The sequence below is a fragment of the Marinobacter sediminum genome, from assembly GCF_016820575.1.
Taxonomy (GTDB): Bacteria; Pseudomonadota; Gammaproteobacteria; order Pseudomonadales; family Oleiphilaceae; genus Marinobacter; species Marinobacter sediminum.
Genome location: NZ_JAEMQH010000005.1, coordinates 15,665 through 32,655, shown reverse-complemented (window position 1 = coordinate 32,655; position 16,991 = coordinate 15,665). Strand labels below are relative to the sequence as shown.

15 protein-coding genes are annotated in these 16,991 nt (G+C 58.4%); 10 read left to right on the top strand and 5 right to left on the bottom strand.

What is annotated here, in order from left to right; all coding sequences use genetic code 11:
* Positions 1-12 precede the first annotated feature (12 nt).
* From thiC to cpdA, 4 genes are all read left to right on the top strand, one after another.
* Positions 13-1,890 (top strand): phosphomethylpyrimidine synthase ThiC, encoded by a 1,878-nt coding sequence (thiC, locus tag FGO67_RS16185; protein ID WP_203301715.1) that lies wholly within the window; start codon positions 13-15, stop codon positions 1,888-1,890.
* Positions 1,891-1,999: 109 nt separating this feature from the next.
* On the top strand, positions 2,000-2,617 hold the full coding sequence (locus FGO67_RS16180) for an NUDIX domain-containing protein (protein WP_203301714.1): 618 nt from the start codon (positions 2,000-2,002) through the stop codon (positions 2,615-2,617).
* Complete coding sequence (locus FGO67_RS16175; RefSeq protein WP_203301713.1) at positions 2,617-3,102, top strand: DUF1249 domain-containing protein; 486 nt, start codon at positions 2,617-2,619, stop codon at positions 3,100-3,102. Before FGO67_RS16180 ends, FGO67_RS16175 begins: the two co-directional genes overlap by 1 nt.
* A gap of 215 nt (positions 3,103-3,317) precedes the next feature.
* Positions 3,318-4,124 (top strand): 3',5'-cyclic-AMP phosphodiesterase, encoded by an 807-nt coding sequence (cpdA, locus tag FGO67_RS16170; RefSeq protein WP_203301712.1) that lies wholly within the window; start codon positions 3,318-3,320, stop codon positions 4,122-4,124.
* Here cpdA and metE read toward each other — a convergent pair.
* Entirely contained in the window at positions 4,118-6,403 is a 2,286-nt protein-coding gene (gene metE / locus FGO67_RS16165) for a 5-methyltetrahydropteroyltriglutamate--homocysteine S-methyltransferase (protein ID WP_203301711.1), read from the bottom strand. The genes cpdA and metE overlap by 7 nt on opposite strands.
* A gap of 135 nt (positions 6,404-6,538) precedes the next feature.
* Between metE and FGO67_RS16160 the strand changes: the two genes are divergently transcribed.
* The 3 genes from FGO67_RS16160 to FGO67_RS16150 are packed head-to-tail and all read left to right on the top strand — an operon-like array spanning position 6,539 to position 9,122.
* Positions 6,539-7,429 (top strand): LysR family transcriptional regulator, encoded by an 891-nt coding sequence (locus tag FGO67_RS16160; RefSeq protein ID WP_203301710.1) that lies wholly within the window; start codon positions 6,539-6,541, stop codon positions 7,427-7,429.
* Between the two features lie 46 nt (positions 7,430-7,475).
* Entirely contained in the window at positions 7,476-7,868 is a 393-nt protein-coding gene (gene gcvH, locus FGO67_RS16155; protein ID WP_203301709.1) for a glycine cleavage system protein GcvH, read from the top strand.
* A 57-nt stretch (positions 7,869-7,925) separates the two neighbouring features.
* A complete protein-coding gene (locus FGO67_RS16150) occupies positions 7,926-9,122 on the top strand; it encodes a class I SAM-dependent rRNA methyltransferase (RefSeq protein ID WP_203301708.1) in 1,197 nt (398 codons plus the stop codon).
* Positions 9,123-9,167: 45 nt separating this feature from the next.
* On the opposite strand, the gene FGO67_RS16145 is transcribed toward FGO67_RS16150, so the two are convergent.
* Positions 9,168-9,824 carry a histidinol-phosphatase gene (locus FGO67_RS16145; RefSeq protein WP_203301707.1) on the bottom strand — a complete coding sequence of 219 codons (657 nt, stop codon included), beginning with the start codon at positions 9,822-9,824 and terminating at the stop codon, positions 9,168-9,170.
* A 173-nt stretch (positions 9,825-9,997) separates the two neighbouring features.
* On the opposite strand from FGO67_RS16145, the gene FGO67_RS16140 reads away from it, so the two are divergent.
* The 3 genes from FGO67_RS16140 (at position 9,998) to FGO67_RS16130 (ending at position 14,210) form a co-directional block, all read left to right on the top strand.
* A complete protein-coding gene (locus tag FGO67_RS16140; protein ID WP_041341587.1) occupies positions 9,998-10,528 on the top strand; it encodes an RNA pyrophosphohydrolase in 531 nt (176 codons plus the stop codon).
* 15 nt (positions 10,529-10,543) lie between these two features.
* Positions 10,544-12,850 (top strand): phosphoenolpyruvate--protein phosphotransferase, encoded by a 2,307-nt coding sequence (gene ptsP / locus FGO67_RS16135; RefSeq protein ID WP_203301706.1) that lies wholly within the window; start codon positions 10,544-10,546, stop codon positions 12,848-12,850.
* Between the two features lie 118 nt (positions 12,851-12,968).
* A complete protein-coding gene (locus FGO67_RS16130) occupies positions 12,969-14,210 on the top strand; it encodes a patatin-like phospholipase family protein (protein WP_203301705.1) in 1,242 nt (413 codons plus the stop codon).
* A gap of 58 nt (positions 14,211-14,268) precedes the next feature.
* Here FGO67_RS16130 and hslU read toward each other — a convergent pair whose 3' ends face one another.
* The 3 genes from hslU to FGO67_RS16115 form a co-directional block, all read right to left on the bottom strand.
* A complete protein-coding gene (hslU, locus tag FGO67_RS16125) occupies positions 14,269-15,597 on the bottom strand; it encodes an HslU--HslV peptidase ATPase subunit (protein WP_203301704.1) in 1,329 nt (442 codons plus the stop codon).
* A gap of 12 nt (positions 15,598-15,609) precedes the next feature.
* A complete protein-coding gene (gene hslV, locus FGO67_RS16120; protein WP_041341590.1) occupies positions 15,610-16,140 on the bottom strand; it encodes an ATP-dependent protease subunit HslV in 531 nt (176 codons plus the stop codon).
* A gap of 199 nt (positions 16,141-16,339) precedes the next feature.
* Positions 16,340-16,984, bottom strand: coding sequence for an SPOR domain-containing protein (locus FGO67_RS16115; protein ID WP_203301703.1), 645 nt, complete (start codon positions 16,982-16,984; stop codon positions 16,340-16,342).
* Positions 16,985-16,991 lie beyond the last annotated feature (7 nt).

The window sequence follows — 16,991 nt, the reverse complement described above, 5'->3', positions numbered from 1 at the left end:
CGGGAGCAAACGATGACAGAGCTACCTTCCTACCTCAGTGATTCCGCCCAGGTGGATTCCGCAGCGGTCAAACCGCTACCCAATTCCCGCAAGGTCTACGTAACAGGCAGTCGCCCCGATCTCCGGGTGCCTATGCGCGAGATTTCCCTGGCCGATACCCCGACCGAAATGGGGGGGGAAAAGAACGAAGCGGTGATGGTCTACGACACCTCTGGGCCGTACACCGATCCCGAGGCCACGATTGACCTGCGCAAAGGGCTGGCGCCGATTCGCGCAAACTGGATCGCAGAGCGTAACGACGTGGAATCTCTGCCCGGCTACAGCTCGGAATTCACCCGGCGCCGTATGAACGATCCCCGGCTGGATCCGCTTCGGTTCATGGACGAGCGCAAACCCCTGCGGGCCAAGCCCGGCTGCAACGTCAGCCAGATGCATTATGCCCGCAAAGGCATCATCACCCCGGAGATGGAGTACATCGCCATCCGGGAAAACCAGAAATTGCAGGAGGCCCGGGAGCGCGGGCTGCTGAAGGATCAGCATCCGGGGCAGTCGTTCGGTGCCAACCTGCCGGCAGAAATTACACCGGAATTTGTTCGGGACGAAGTGGCCCGTGGCCGTGCCATCATTCCTGCCAACATCAATCACCCGGAATCGGAGCCGATGATTATCGGCCGGAATTTCCTGGTGAAGATTAACGGCAATATCGGTAATTCCGCGGTGAGTTCGTCGATAGAGGAAGAGGTGGAAAAGCTGACCTGGGGTATTCGTTGGGGCGCCGACACCATCATGGACCTGTCCACCGGCAAGAACATCCACGAAACCCGTGAGTGGATTGTGCGCAACTCGCCGGTGCCGATTGGTACGGTTCCCATCTACCAGGCCCTGGAGAAGGTCGGGGGCGTGGCCGAAGACCTGACCTGGGAGATTTTCCGGGACACTCTGATTGAGCAGGCAGAGCAGGGTGTGGACTACTTCACCATTCACGCGGGTGTCAGGTTGCACCACGTGCCGCTGACCGCGGCCCGGACCACCGGCATCGTGTCGCGGGGTGGTTCCATCATGGCGAAGTGGTGCCTGGCCCACCACCGGGAAAGTTTTCTGTACAAGCACTTCGAAGACATCTGCGAAATTATGAAAGCGTACGATGTGTCCTTCAGCCTGGGCGATGGTCTGCGCCCAGGCTCCATTGCCGATGCCAACGATGCGGCCCAGTTCGGCGAACTGGAGACCCTCGGAGAACTGACCAAGATTGCCTGGAAACACGATGTTCAGGTGATGATCGAAGGGCCTGGACATGTACCCATGCACCTGGTCAAAGAGAATATGGACAAACAGCTGGAGTGCTGCGATGAGGCGCCCTTCTACACGCTGGGTCCGCTGATTACCGACATCGCACCGGGCTACGATCACATCACGTCCGGAATTGGTGCCGCGATGATCGGCTGGTACGGCTGCGCCATGCTCTGTTACGTCACCCCCAAGGAGCACCTGGGCCTGCCCAACAAGGATGACGTTAAAACCGGCATCATCACCTATAAGATCGCGGCGCACGCGGCTGACCTCGCCAAAGGCCACCCGGGCGCCCAGGTGCGCGACAACGCTTTGTCCAAGGCCCGGTTTGAATTTCGCTGGGAGGACCAGTTCAACCTGGGCCTCGATCCGGACACTGCCCGCGCCTACCACGATGAAACCCTGCCCAAGGATTCTGCCAAGGTTGCCCACTTCTGCTCCATGTGTGGGCCAAAGTTCTGTTCCATGCAGATATCCCAGGAGGTGAGGGATTATGCCAAGGAGCATGGCCTGGATGAGGTGGCGGCCGTGGACGTTGGCATGCAGGAGAAGTCCCGGGAGTTCGTTGAGTCCGGCAGCAAGCTGTACGACAAGGTCTGATTTGATTGGAGGTTGGGGATTGGTGATTGGTGCGCTGAGCGCCAATCCCCTTGCAATCAAGAACAGCCAAAGGCTATCGTTCGAAGTCACTGCCGAAACAGGGTGAACAATGACCGAACCATTTCAGTTCAACGCCAGCGACGTCACCATCGAGAAACGTGAAACGGTTTTCCAGGGCTTTTTCCGCATGGACAAGCTGTGGCTGACGCACGCGCGCTTCGATGGCCGGGATATGCCTGTTTTTACCCGCGAGCTGTTCATTCGTGGTGATGCCACCTGCGTTCTGCCCTACGATCCGGTCCGGGATGAAGTGGTGCTGTTAGAGCAGTTCCGCCTGGGAGCCCTTGGCCGCAATCAGTCACCCTGGTTGCTGGAGCTGGTGGCCGGGATGAACGAGGACGGTGAAACACCCGAAGATGTGGCCCAACGGGAAGGTCAGGAAGAAGCCGGGCTATCCTTTAGAGATCTGACCAAGATCTGTGATTACATGGTGTCGCCCGGTGGCACTACCGAGCTGATCCATCTGTTTTGTGGGCTGATCAGCACCGAGGCAGCCGGAGGGCTCTACGGTGTCGAGCATGAGCATGAAGATATCCGGGCCCATGTGGTCAGTGCCGAGAATGCCATTGCCATGATCCACGATGGCAGGATCAACAACGCGGCAGCTATTATTGCCTTGCAGTGGCTTGAACTGAATCGTTCAAGACTTCGGAAAGAGGCCAGTTAATGACTGAGTGGAGCATGCAACCAAAGCGCTATGTGCCGGACCTCCGGCAGCTTGGTGCCCTGTGTGATGGCAATTACCAGCGCCTGCGCCGGTTGCGCCAGCTCGAGGTGGACGGCAAGCCGGTGTGCGAATTCGAACTCCACAGCGAAAATATCTACCTGGGTCGGGTTCAGATCAAGCTGTTGCAGACCGCCAAGTACACGGAAACCCTCCTACTGGAACAGATTCATAATTCCGGACGCTGGCTCAATAACCCGCAAATGACCGTGCGTGTTTATCACGATGCCGCCATGGCTGAGGTGATCAGCTGTTATCGTGATCGCCAGATCGCACCTGTCAACGACTATCCCAACCGATTCATGCACCACCCCGATGAAAAAGCTCAGGTCAACGGCTTCCTTGCGGACTGGCTGGACTATTGCCTTCGCTTTGGTCACCTGCCGATGGAACACGCTGCCTGGTCCGCTGGCGAGGGCGTCGATTGATCGGGATCTCCGCTCCGACACGGCTTGCGAGCCCGCGAATACTTGCAAGAGGGTGTGTCGCAGTTGTCAAAAAGGGCATTTTTTCATCGGGGCCTCGTCAGAATGTGATCCCCGTGGCATTCAAGAGAAACCAAACCGCAAGCAGCCGTCGTACACTTGGCCTGGGTTTATAGATGGGCACCGACTTGATCAAGAGCGTATGACTTTAAAGGCGTATGACTACAAAAGATAAAAACCGGCCATTCCGGGTATTGCAGTTGACGGATCCGCACCTGATGGCCGATGCCAGTGGCGAGCTTCTCGGCGTGAATACCCGGGACAGTCTCGATGCCGTCATCGCCGAGGCCGTTAAAAGCCATGGCCAGCCGGACCTCATCCTTGCGACTGGAGATCTCGCCCAGGATGGCTCCGAACAAGCCTACCGGGCGTTCGGGGACCGGCTACAGGTGTTCGCCTGTGGCTCGGCTTGGCTGGCGGGCAATCATGATGAATCCGGAGTGCTGCGCAGAGTCGCCTCGGAGTACCAGGCTCATCGTCGGCAAATCATTCAGGGTGGCTGGCAATGTCTGCTGCTGGATTCTTCGGTGCCGGGCCAAGTTTACGGTGAGTTGGCTCCGTCCGAGCTCGAATTCCTTGAAACAGCTCTGGCTGAGAATCCGGAATTGCCTGCGCTCATCACGCTGCACCATCATCCGGTGGACGTTGGCTGCGACTGGATGCAGCCCATCGGTTTGCGTAATCGTGAAGACTTCTGGCAAATCGTCGATCGGTTCCCCCAGGTGAAAATTGTACTGTGGGGGCATATCCATCAGGAGCAGGGGCTGAATAGAAATGGCGTGCACCTGATGGCCACGCCCTCCACGTGTATCCAGTTCACCACAGGCTCCAGCGCTTTTTCCGTGGAGCCGTTGTCGCCCGGTTATCGCTGGTTCGAGCTGATGCCCTCCGGCGAATTCTACACCGAAGTCGGCCGGGCGACTGATTTTGAGTTCGAGCTGGACCAGAAGAGCTCCGGTTATTGAGCGGATAGCTCCAGCCGAAGTGCTTTTGCGGCACTGACCATATTTTCCAGCGCCGGAATGACTTCCTCCCAACTTCGCGTTTTCAAACCACAGTCCGGGTTAACCCACAAACGCTCGGCGGGAATGCGCGCTGCAGCCTTTCCGATCAGGGTCACCATGTCCTGTGGCTCGGGAATGTTGGGGGAGTGGATGTCGTAGACGCCCGGACCTATGTCGTTCGGGTAGGACTTGTTCTTAAAGGCTTCCAGAAGAGCCATGTCCGACCGGGATGTTTCAATGGTGATGACATCGGCGTCCATTCGGGTAATGGCACCCAGGATGTCGTTAAACTCGGAGTAGCACATGTGCGTGTGCACTTGGGTCTCATCCTTGACGCCATTCGCTGTCAGCCTGAAGGCATCGATCGCCCAGTCCAGATAGCCTGCCCAATCTGACCGGCGCAGGGGCAGTCCCTCTCGGAGCGCGGCTTCGTCAATCTGGATAATCTTCAGGCCAGCCGCTTCCAGATCAAGAACCTCTTCCCGTATCGCCAGGGCCAGTTGCAAGGCCGTGTCCTTGCGGGGTTGGTCGTCGCGAACAAAAGACCAGTTCAGAATGGTAACCGGGCCGGTGAGCATGCCTTTTACTGGTTTGTCTGTGAGTGACTGAGCGTAGCGGCTCCAATTCACCGTGATCGCCCGGGGCCGGGAGATATTGCCAAACAGGATGGGCGGCTTTACGCAGCGGGAACCGTAGGACTGGACCCAGCCAAACTGGCTGAAGGCATAGCCGTCGAGGTGCTCGCCGAAGTACTCCACCATGTCGTTGCGTTCCGCTTCGCCATGAACCAGAACATCAAGCCCAAGCTCCTCCTGCCTGCGAATGCAGTGAGCGATCTCGTCGCGAATCCGCGCTGTGTAGTCGGCCTCTGCCAGTGCTCCTTTGCGGAATTGCTGGCGGGCCTTGCGGATTTCATGGGTCTGGGGAAACGAGCCAATGGTGGTGGTTGGGTAGGGGGGCAACGGCAGTTGTCGGCGCTGGATCTCTCGTCGTTCGTGATACGCGGTCTTTCGGTAGCCTGCAGAGCTGTCCAGATTCCGAAGGGTTTGAGCGGCTGTTGCGGTGTTGGCGCGCACAGAAGTTTGTCGGCTCCGTACTGCCGCTGCGTTTGTCGCCAGAACGTCTTTCACTGCGTCACGGCCCAAATTAAGAGCGCGGGCCAGGGTGGTCAGTTCCTCGAGTTTTTGCACCGCGAACGCGAGCCAGCCTTTGACCTCAGCGTCCAGTTTCTGTTCGCTCTCCAGGTCCACGGGAACATGCAGCAGTGAGCAGGATGGCGCCAGCCACAATCGCGCGCCCAGTTTTTCGTGCAGGGGCTCAAGCCAGTCCAATGTTTTGCTCAGGTCGGTGAGCCAGATGTTGCGGCCATTGACTACGCCCACCGACAAAACCTTGTGCGGCGCCAGCCAGTCTGCAACCCGGCTAACCTCCTGAGGCGCGCTGATAGCATCCAGATGCAGGCCTGCCACGGGCAAGTCGCAGGCGAGTTGGAGGTTCTCTCGCAGATCGCCAAAATAGGTGGTCAGTAGCAGCTTGGGGGCGGTCGTTTTCAGGTGGTGGTAGGCCAAATTGAAGGCATGGCGCCAAGCCAGGTCCAGTTCGGTGACCAGCACCGGTTCATCTACCTGTACCCAGTCTATGCCCTGTTCAGCGAAGTGTTCGAGTAGTTCGGCGTAGACCGGTAGCAGGCGATCAAGCAGATCCAGCGGGTTGCTGTCGTCCTTTGCTCTGCCCAGCCACAGATAAGTGATTGGCCCGATTATTACAGGCTTCGGAGAGACGCCCTGAGCTCTGGCTTCGGTAATCTGTGCCTGCAGGCGCTCGGGATTGAGCGCAAATGCGGTGGTTTCGTCGAACTCAGGCACGATGTAGTGGTAGTTGGTGTCGAACCATTTGGTCATTGCCCCGGCATGGATGGACTGACACGAATCGTCGTTGGCCGAACGCCCGCGGGCAACCCGGAAATACTGATCGAGGGCGGTTCCGCTGCCGTCTCTGGCCCGGTGGGGTAGGTGACCCAGGGTAAAGCTCATATCCAGAACCTGATCGTAAAGCGAAAAGTCCCCAACGGGTACCAGATCGAACTGGTTCTGCGCTTGCCAATTCTCCTGGCGCAGTCGGGCCCCGGTTTCGGTCAGTTCACTCTCCGTTATCCGGCCTTGCCAGAACGCCTCCAGCGCAAACTTCAGTTCGCGTTGCCTGCCTATGCGGGGAAAGCCGAGATTGTGCGTGGTCACCATGGCCGATGATCTCCTTATATTTACTTGGTTGAGATAAGAAGGAGCTAGCCTAAATCGCCTCGGCAATGAAAAATAATGGTATTATTTCAGGTTTCTATGAGCAAAATTCATGGCTTCTGAAGGGGGGGGGATTAGGTGCTGGACCGGAGCCATTTGGAAATTCTCAGTGCTGTCGACCAGCACGGCTCGCTGACCGCCGCCGCCGAGACATTGAATCTGACTCAGTCGGCACTCAGTCATGCCATCCGGAAGCTGGAACAGCAGCTTGGAACGGCGGTGTGGGTTCGGGAAGGGCGACAGCTTCGGTTGACGCAATCAGGTGAGTGTTTGCTGGCGTTGGCGAACCGACTGCTGCCGCAGTTTGAACACGCGGAGAGGCTGGTCGGCCAGTTTGCCAAGGGTCAGAGGGGCAGTTTGCGGGTCGGCATGGAATGTCATCCCTGTTATCAGTGGTTGCTGAAGGTGGTTGGTCCCTACCTTGAGCATTGGCCCGACGTTGATGTGGATGTGAAACAGAAATTCCAGTTTGGCGGCATTGGTGCCCTCTATGGCCATGACATCGATATGTTGGTGACCCCTGATCCGCTGCATCGTCCGGGCTTGGTGTTCCAGCCGGTCTTTGATTACGAGCAGGTGCTGGTGGTGGCCGGTGATCACCCGCTGGCGGACGCACAATGGGCGAGGCCGGAAGATCTTGCCAGGGAAACACTGATTACCTATCCGGTGGAGATCGAGCGGCTCGACGTCTTTAACCAGTTTCTGTTGCCGTCCCATGTCCGTCCCGCCCACCACAAAACCATTGAAACCACTGACATCATGCTGCAGATGGTGGCCACTGGGCGCGGCGTTGCGGCACTGCCGCGCTGGCTGGTACTGGAGTACCGCGATAAAATCCCGGTCACGCCCGTGCGCCTCGGTGAACACGGCATCGCCAAGCAGATCTTTTTGGGTCTTCGGGAAAGGGATCTGGGGGTGGACTACCTGAATTCCTTCATGACGATGGCCCGGGATGTTCGCTGGCGCTAGGTACTTGCGGTAAACTGCGCGAAAAAACGTAATCAGGAATCCGATCATGAGTGACATACCTGCAGATCTGAAATACATCGAAACTCACCAATGGGTGCGTGTTTCCGACGATGGCACCGCAACGGTTGGTATTACCGACTTTGCCCAGGAGCAGCTGGGTGACGTGGTTTACATTGGCGTTCCCGATGTCGGCGTTACCGTGAACGGCGGAGAGGAGGCCGGTGTGGCAGAGTCCGTGAAGTCGGCGTCGGATGTATTCAGCCCGGTCACAGGTGAAGTCGTTGCCATCAATGACGCCCTTGAGGACGAGCCGGAAAAGGTCAATGAAGACCCCTACGGTGATGGCTGGCTGTTCAAGGTCAAGCTGGTGGACCAGGGCGAGCTTGACGGGCTCATGGACGCCACCGCCTACGGCGAGCACGTGGCCGCCGAGGGCTAAGCAGCGCCCCGTCATGTATAATTCCCGCCCCATTTTTCCCTCTATCAGGTGCCCTTTATGAATTTTCCAGTGTTGTATTTACGCAAAGGCGCCGAGCGCAGGCTCCGGGCGGGGCACCTGTGGGTGTACAGCAACGAGGTAGATACCCGGCGTTCGCCACTGACGGAATTTGAAGCGGGCGCCCAGGCCGAGCTGCGGGCCGCGAACGACAAGCCGCTGGGGACGGTCTTTGTGAATCCCCATGCGTTAATCTGCGGCCGTTTGATCAGCCGGGATGCCAGTCACGGCATGACGCCCAAGCGCTTAACGGATCGCCTGGAAACGGCGCTGTCGCTGCGGGAAAGGCTGTTTGACCGGCCGTTTTACCGTTGGGTGTTCGGTGACAGCGATGGTCTGTCCGGGCTGGTGATTGATCGCTTCGACGATACCGTTGTCGTGCAGATCTCCACCGCCGGCATGGAATTGCTGAAAGACGCCATTGTGCGTGCAGTGCAGCGCCTGGCGCACCCCACCGCGATCATCCTGAAGAACGATGGCAAGATGCGAAAGGTCGAGGGGCTGGAGACCTACGTCGAGCAGGCCCATGGGCCGGAGGTGTCTCTGCTGAAGGTGGAGGAAAACGGCGTACGTTTTGAAGTGCCGCTTGAAGGCGGCCAGAAAACTGGTTGGTTCTACGATCACCGGATGAATCGCCAACGGTTGCAGTCCTACGCTCCCGGGAAGCGAGTATTGGATGTGTTCAGTTACGTGGGCGGTTGGGGCATTCAGGCCGCCTGCGCCGGCGCCACCCAGGTCACCTGCGTCGACAGCTCGTCCTCGGCCATTGAGTCGGTGCATCACAACGCCCGCCTGAACGGTCTGGATAATGTGGAAACGCTTGAAGGCGATGCCTTTGAGGCGCTGAAAGCGTTGTGCGACGAGAAAGAAAAGTTCGACATCGTGGTGCTGGATCCACCCGCGCTGATCCCCAGGCGTCGTGACCAGAAGGCGGGTGAGCAGGCGTATGCCCGGCTGAACCAACTGGGCCTGCGGCTGCTCGAGCGGGATGGCATTCTGGTATCGGCATCCTGCTCCATGCACCTGTCCCAGGATCGGCTAACCGATATCATTCGCAGCAGCGGTCGGAAAATCGACCGGTTTGTACAGCTGCTGGAGCAGGGGCATCAGGCACCGGACCACCCGGTGATCCCGGGTATTCCGGAGACTGACTACATCAAGTCCAGCTTTGTCCGGTCTCTAACCGGATTCTTTTGATTGTGCCGGGCTGTCTCAGCCCGTGAGGGGCGGGCCCCGTCCGCGTCAGTCTCTCAGAGAGAGGATCTGCCAGCCGTTTTCCCGGGCCAAGGCCTCAAGCGTTGGGTCCGGATCGACGGCGACGGGGTGTTCGACTTCCCGGAGCAGGGGGGCGTCGTTGTGGGAGTCGCTGTAGAACCAGGCTCCGTCGAGGTCATGCCCGTAGGCGGTAAGCCAGTCCTGCAGGCGAGTGACCTTGCCATCCTGAAAGCTGGGGACGCCGGCAACTTCGCCCGTGTAGCGACCGTTTACCAGCTCCGGCTCGGTAGCGATCAGGTGCTCAATGCCCAGTGCCTCGGCAATCGGTTCGGTCACAAACCGATTGGTGGCGGTGATGATCATCAGGGTGTGGCCCTGAGCCCGATGGCTGTCCAGTAGTTCGGCGGCTTTGCGCTGCATCATTGGCCGAACCTTCTTGGCCATGAAAGATTCACGCCAGGCCAGCAACTGATCCAGGTTGTGGTTGGCCAGCGGTTGCAGGGCAAACCCCAGATAGTGAAGGATATCCAGCTCGCCGTTCAGGTATTCCTGGTAAAACCGGTCGTTTGCCTTGCGATACTCCTCCGCATCCACAATGCCTTCTTCAACCAGGAATTCTCCCCAGGCGTGGTCGCTGTCGCCAGCAAGAAGCGTGTTGTCCAGATCAAAAATTGCGAGCGTCAAGCTGTTACCTCCGGTGATTACGTGGCCTGCCTCAGGCCGGCTAGTCTAACACGACCGGCGGAATGCGGCTTCGTTTGCCGTACCCTTGGGTTTCTGCAAGAATGAGAGCAACTTGGACAATTCTGACCGGTCAATTTTTGAACCGGTCCGCCGACTTTTGAGAGGACTGTGCCGTGATCGATTCAGACGGTTTCAGACCCAACGTCGGAATCATTCTGGCCAACCACCGGGGAGAAGTTCTCTGGGCAAGGCGAATAGGGCAGGACTCCTGGCAGTTCCCCCAAGGTGGCATCAATCATGATGAATCACCGGAGGCGGCACTGTACCGGGAGCTGGGAGAGGAAATCGGTCTCGGAGCCAGCGATGTTGAAATCATCAGCTGTACCCGTGGCTGGCTGAGGTACCGGCTTCCGAGGAGGATGGTACGCCATAACTCGCACCCCGTTTGTGTGGGCCAAAAACAGAAATGGTTCCTGCTGAGGATGTTATCGCCGGATGCGCAGGTGTGCGTGGACGGTACCGATTCACCGGAGTTCGACGGCTGGCAGTGGGTTAGTTACTGGTATCCGTTGGGTCAGGTAGTTTCGTTTAAACGGGAAGTGTATCGACGTGCGTTGCGGGAGCTCGCGCCTCGGCTGTTCTACAACATGGAGCAGTGGCGAAGGCATGAGCAGAACCGGAACGCAAAGGAACACCAGAAATGACGGACTGATCCCGCCATGCTGAGCATACTGCGAAGTCTTGTACAAGAGGTAAACAGCGCCCGCGATTTGCAGGAGGCGTTGGACGTCATTGTCTCGCGGGTGCAAAAGGCCATGGGAACAGAGGTCTGTTCCGTCTACCTGCTGGATCCTGCCACCAACCGCTATATCCTCATGGCCACCGAAGGCCTTTATCGCAAGGCTGTCGGCAAGGTCAGCCTCGGTTATTCCGAAGGCCTGGTCGGGCTCGTCGGCTCCCGTGAGGAGCCGATCAACCTCGAAGACGCCCCGTCCCACCCCCGCTACCGCTATTTTCCCGAGACGGGTGAAGAACGCTTCCGATCTTTTCTGGGTGTGCCCATCATCCACCATCGCCGGGTTCTGGGCGTGTTGGTCGTCCAGCAACGGGAGAGTTCCCGCTGCTTCGATGAGGGCGAAGAAGCGTTTCTGGTCACCGTATCGGCGCAGCTGGCCGGTGTTATCGCCCACAGCGAGGCCACCGGGGCTATCAGTGGGCTGTCGCTGACGGGTGAAGAGGCCCGGGATGTCAGCTTCAGTGGTGTGCCCGGGGCGCCCGGCGTCGCAATCGGCCAAGGCGTGGTGGTCTATCCGGCGGCTGATCTGGATGTGGTGCCGGAAAAGCCAACTGACGACATCGATCTGGAGCTTGAGCTGTTCCGCGCCGCCGTAAAAGCGGTACGGGAAGACATTGAACGAGTCGCCAACCGTCTGGCCTCACAGTTGCGGCCTGAGGAGCAGGCGCTGTTTGATGTTTACCTTCGCATGCTCGGCGATGAGGCCTTGCCGGGCGAGGTCGCCAACAACATTCGCGCCGGTGTTTGGGCCCAGGGCGCCCTGAAACAGGTGGTTCAGCAGTACATTCGTCACTTCGAAATGATGGACGATCATTACCTGCAGGAGCGCGCCGTCGATGTCCGGGATCTGGGGCGCCGGCTGCTCTCACATCTGCAGGAGGGTGAACAACGGCACCTTGAGTATCCGGAGCGGACGGTTCTGGTCAGCGAGGAACTGACACCGGCGATGCTCGGGGAAGTGCCCAAGGGGCAACTGGTCGGCCTGGTATCCGTTAAAGGCTCCAGCAACTCCCATGTGGCGATCCTGGCCCGCGCCATGGGTGTGCCCACGGTAATGGGGTTGGTGGATATCCCGGTCAACCAGCTGGACGGCAAAGAACTGATTGTCGACGGCTTTGAGGGCCAGATCTTTGCCTCGCCGTCGGACGATTTGCGAGCCTTCTACCAAGCCATCTACGACGAAGAAGATGAGCTGATCCGGGGCCTTGAAGTCCTTCGGGATTTGCCCTGCGAGACTACCGACAACCATCGGGTGTCCCTGTTGGTGAACACCGGGCTGATGACCGATGTGGTCCGGTCGTTGTCCCACGGCGCCGAGGGCATCGGTCTGTACCGCACTGAAGTGCCGTTCATGATCAAGGACCGCTTTCCGTCCGAGCAGGAGCAGCGAGAGTACTATCGTGAGCAGCTCGAGGCGTTTGCCCCGAACCCGGTCACCATGCGAACCCTGGACGTAGGGGGTGATAAGTCACTGACTTATTTCCCGATTCAGGAGGAAAACCCGTTCCTGGGCTGGCGCGGCATCCGGGTTACGCTCGACCACCCGGAAATCTTCCTGGTGCAGGTTAGGGCTATGCTCAAGGCCAGTGAGGGGCTGAACAACCTGCAGATCATGCTGCCCATGATCAGCAACATTTCCGAGGTTGAGGAGTCGCTGCACCTGATCTACCGGGTGTACCACGAGGTTCGCGAAGAGGGCTACGACATCCACATGCCCAAAGTGGGCGTGATGGTGGAAATACCTGCCGCGGTCTATCAAATTCGTGAGCTGGCAGACCGGGTGGATTTCCTGTCGGTGGGCTCGAACGACCTGACCCAGTATTTGCTGGCGGTTGATCGGAATAACCCAAGGGTGGCTCAGCTTTATCATTCGTATCACCCGGCCGTATTGCAGGCGCTGGTGCGGATTGCCCAGGATGCCCATGTGGTGGGTAAGCCTGTTGGTATCTGCGGCGAGTTGGCGGGGGATCCCGGTGGTGCACTGTTGCTGATGGCCATGGGTTACGATTCGCTGTCGATGAACGCCGCCAGCTTGCCCAAGGTAAAATCCGTAATTCGCAGTGTCAGCCGGGAGTGGGCGATGCAGCTGCTCGAAGACGTGCTGTTGCTCGATTCTCCCCACGTCATCAAGAGTTGTGTTGACCTGGCGTTGCGTAATGCCGGCTTTGGGCGCTACCTCCGCCCGGGCAAATCGAACGCTGCGGCCTTTGCTGAAAAGGCCCTTTCCTGAGCTGTTGTCGCATTTTGAGCGATTATAGGGTGAGTACTCTAAATCCTGCTGTTAGGTTATAGGGTACTCGAGCGTGCGGAAACCATTTCCCGCATCGCCAACCGAAAAAGGAAACACCATGACTGATCCAACCGATCTTCAAACTGCTCCCCGCATAGGCCTGGCGCTTGGTGGTGGCGGGCCGTTGGGTGGTATCTATGAAATCGGTGCGCTGCGAGCCTTGGACGAGGCCCTGGATGGTCTGGATTTTAACGATATCGACGTCTATGTCGGGGTGAACAGCGGCTCGTTCGTGGCCGCTAATCTGGCCAATCAGATGACCACGGCGCAATTGTGCCGGATCTTCGTGCGCAATGAAGCCGAGGTGCACCCGTTCCATCCCGAGGTGTTCTATCGGCCGGCTTTCCGGGAGATTGGCCGTCGGCTGCTGTCGGTGCCGGGCCTGATGACCACCGCGGTCCAGCGGTTCGTCAACAACCCCTACGATCAAAGCCTGCTGGAAGCGTTGACTATCCTCGCCCAGGCGGCGCCGGCAGGCCTGTTCGATAACGAGGGCTTGCACGAGTACCTCAAGCGCGCCTTTACCATGCTTGGCCGTACCAACGATTTCCGCCAGCTCAAGCGCAGTCTCTATATTGTGGCTGCCGATGTTGAGAGTACTGAGGCGGTGTGTTTCGGTGCTCCGGGCTTTGATCACGTGTCGATTTCCAAGGCCATCCAGGCGAGCACGGCATCCCCCGGACTCTACGTACCGGTGGATATTGATGGCCGTTATTACGTGGATGGCACGCTGCGCAAAGGTCTGCACGCGTCGGTGGCGTTCGAGGACGGTGCTGATCTGGTGTTTGCTGTGAACCCCCAGGTGCCGATTGATGCCAGCGCTGCGGTTCGTGCCGGCACCATGAAGCCGGGCGAGCTGACACGCTCTGGCATGCCCCATATGCTGTCGCAGATGTTCCGGACCATGGTCTATTCACGGATGCAGTCAGGTATCGCCCAGTACAATCGCGATTATCCGGACAAAGACATTCTGTTGTTCGAGCCGACCCGGGACGACGCCAAACTGTTCTTCTCTAACGTATTCAGTTTCCAGTCGCGCCGCATGGTGTGTGAGCACGCTTATCAGATGACCCGACGGGATCTGCTTAACCGCGCCGATGAGTTGGAGCCAAAGTTGGCCAAGTACGGTATTAAACTACGTCGGGATCGTCTGGAAGACGAGCAGCGCACGATCAGTACCAGTCTGTATGGTGAGATGCTGCCACTGTATGTGGCGAAAGGCAGGAAAAAGCAGGCAGAGAAGGGCAAGCTGGCCTCTGGCCTGGAAAACGTGACTCAGCTGTTCAGTCGAGCTCAATGATTCAGATGCTGTGAACTAGGACAGGGCACGGATCACCGTGCCCTGTTTCGTTGAGCGGTTACAGAATGAACCGGCTCAGGTCCTCGTCCTCCGCCAGTTCCCCGAGTTTTTCATCCACATACTGCGCGGTAACCTCAAAGCCGTCGGTCACCTTGTCGCCAGCATCGTATGACAGGCTTTCCAGCAACCGCTCAAGCACGGTATGCAGTCTGCGCGCACCGATATTTTCCGTGGTTTCGTTCACCTTGTAGGCCACTTCCGCAATGCGGGCAATGGCGTCCTCGGCAAAGCTCAGCTGCACCCCTTCGGTTGCCATCAGGGCTACGTACTGCTGCACCAAAGATGCGTCCGGCTCGGTGAGGATGCGTTTGAAATCCTCCGGCGTGAGCGCCTTGAGCTCGACCCGGATCGGTAGCCGGCCCTGAAGCTCAGGAATCAGGTCAGACGGCTTCGACAGGTGGAAGGCGCCGGACGCGATAAACAGGATGTGGTCGGTGCGGATCGAGCCGTACTTGGTGCTGACCGTACTGCCTTCGATCAGGGGCAGCAGGTCTCGCTGGACCCCCTCGCGGGAGACGTCGGATGACGTGTTCTCCGAGCGCTTGGCTACCTTGTCGATTTCGTCGACAAAGACAATGCCGTTCTGCTCAACCGCCTGAATGGCCTTCTGCTTGATCTCTTCTTCGTTGACCAGTTTGGCCGCTTCTTCATCCTTTACCCGCTTCAGCGCATCGGCGACTTTCATCTTCCGGGTCTTACGCTTGTCGGATGACAGGTTGGAGAACATGCTCTGCAGCTGGTTGGTCATCTCCTCCATGCCCGGAGGTGCCATGATTTCCACGCCGGCATTGCTGCTGCTCAGGTCGATTTCTATTTCCTTGTCGTCCAGTTCGCCTTCGCGCAGTTTCTTGCGGAATAGCTGGCGAGTGGACGAGTCATCCGGACGCTGGCTGTCCTCTTTGAAATCTCGGGCGGGGGGCAGCAGGGCGTCGAGGATGCGATCTTCAGCAGCATCCAGGGCGCGGTTGTCATGGCGCTTCATTTCCTGCTCGCGCAGCATTTTGATGGCCATGTCCGCCAGGTCCCGAATAATAGACTCAACGTCCCGGCCAACGTAACCAACCTCGGTAAACTTGGTGGCTTCCACCTTCAGGAACGGTGCATCAGCCAGCTTGGCCAGCCGGCGAGCGATTTCGGTTTTACCGACGCCGGTCGGGCCGATCATCAGGATGTTCTTCGGCGTGATTTCATCGCGCAGGCTGCTATCGAGCTGCATCCGACGCCAGCGGTTTCTCAGGGCAATCGCCACTGACCGCTTGGCTTCGTCCTGGCCCACGATGTGTTTATTCAGCTCGTGAACGATCTCACGGGGTGTCATTGCAGACATGGTCGCTCCGGATCAGTCGTTGGTGGACAGCACTTCGAGGGTGCGATTGTGATTCGTGTAAATGCAGATGTCGGCGGCAATATCCAGGCCCTTTTCGACCACTTCGTGAGCCGACAGATCGGTGTTCTCTAGCAGTGCCCGCGCTGACGCCTGGGCGAATGGGCCGCCGGAACCAATGGCAATCAAGCCCTGCTCAGGCTCAATGACATCGCCGTTACCGGTGATGATCAACGATGCGGTCTTGTCCGCCACTGCAAGCAGGGCTTCGAGTTTGCGCAGGGCACGGTCCGTTCGCCAATCCTTCGCCAGTTCCACTGCCGCTCGGGTCAGGTTGCCCTGATGCTTCTCCAGCTGAGCTTCAAAGCGCTCAAATAGGGTAAAGGCATCGGCTGTACCGCCCGCGAATCCGGCAACTACTTTACCGTTGTATAGGCGGCGCACTTTTCGGGCGTTGCCTTTCATCACGGTGTTGCCCAGGGAAACCTGGCCGTCGCCACCCATGGCAACTTCGTCATCGCGCCGAACCGAAAGTATCGTAGTCATTTGGGCTCCAATTGCCTGATTGAAATCGGTATTGAGCAGTTATGGAGGCTTGGGGGGAGAATTCAAGTGGGGAGCGTGTTGGCCGTGCGCAGAGCCTTGCGAAACACGCTGTAAATACGTCCCTGTACGCTCGGCTCCGCCATCCTTGGCTCCGCACGGTCTCGCAAGGCTCTGCGCACGGCCTTCTGAGCGCTTCGGGTTAACCTTCTTTCGGAATTTTCCGGATCAGGGGCTGGATATTGATGGAAACCAGCTTGTCGATAGCGGAGTTCATTTGACTGCGGGAGCTAAACGGGCCGACATTGACTCGATACCAGACTGAGCCGCTATCCAGGTCAATGCGCTGCACGCTCGCACGCAGGCCCTGGAAGGCAATCTGGGCGCGCTGGCGTTCGGCATCGCCTTTTTGCCGGAAAGAACCGGATTGCACCAGGTAGTTGAAGTCCTGCTTCGCCGGGCCAGGGGTATATTCCTCCACCTTGGGTGGCACCACCTCCGATTCTGGCAGCATTTCATAGAAGCGAAAGCCGGGCTTCTTTTCCTTCTCTGTTGCCTTTGCGGTTTCGGCCGGGCGCTGGGTCTGGTGCGTTTCGGTTGCCGGCGCCTCAGCTGATGGTTGCGGCCCGCTTGCAGGCAGGGAATTGAGATACACGATAAAGCCGATGAACCCGCCTACCGCGGCCAGGGAGAAAATCCACTTAACCGAAAGTCCGCCGTGCTGCGAGCGTGCAGGTGCAGCCGGCTTGGGCCGGCTGCTTCGTTTCGGCGCAGGCTTTGCCGCCTTTTTTCGCGGCGTTGCTGAAGCAGCAGTTGACCGGTTCTTTCGCGCGTAATCTCGGGCCATGATGGTT

Bases quoted from the DNA above. Each gene is read 5' to 3' on its own strand.
- thiC (WP_203301715.1), top strand. From the start codon at position 13: ATGACAGAGCTACCTTCCTACCTCAGTGATTCCGCCCAGGTGGATTCC.
- FGO67_RS16180 (WP_203301714.1), top strand. From the start codon at position 2,000: ATGACCGAACCATTTCAGTTCAACGCCAGCGACGTCACCATCGAGAAA.
- FGO67_RS16175 (WP_203301713.1), top strand. From the start codon at position 2,617: ATGACTGAGTGGAGCATGCAACCAAAGCGCTATGTGCCGGACCTCCGG.
- cpdA (WP_203301712.1), top strand. From the start codon at position 3,318: ATGACTACAAAAGATAAAAACCGGCCATTCCGGGTATTGCAGTTGACG.
- metE (WP_203301711.1), bottom strand. From the start codon at position 6,403: ATGGTGACCACGCACAATCTCGGCTTTCCCCGCATAGGCAGGCAACGC.
- gcvH (WP_203301709.1), top strand. From the start codon at position 7,476: ATGAGTGACATACCTGCAGATCTGAAATACATCGAAACTCACCAATGG.
- FGO67_RS16150 (WP_203301708.1), top strand. From the start codon at position 7,926: ATGAATTTTCCAGTGTTGTATTTACGCAAAGGCGCCGAGCGCAGGCTC.
- ptsP (WP_203301706.1), top strand. From the start codon at position 10,544: ATGCTGAGCATACTGCGAAGTCTTGTACAAGAGGTAAACAGCGCCCGC.
- FGO67_RS16130 (WP_203301705.1), top strand. From the start codon at position 12,969: ATGACTGATCCAACCGATCTTCAAACTGCTCCCCGCATAGGCCTGGCG.
- hslU (WP_203301704.1), bottom strand. From the start codon at position 15,597: ATGTCTGCAATGACACCCCGTGAGATCGTTCACGAGCTGAATAAACAC.
- hslV (WP_041341590.1), bottom strand. From the start codon at position 16,140: ATGACTACGATACTTTCGGTTCGGCGCGATGACGAAGTTGCCATGGGT.
- FGO67_RS16115 (WP_203301703.1), bottom strand. From the start codon at position 16,984: ATGGCCCGAGATTACGCGCGAAAGAACCGGTCAACTGCTGCTTCAGCA.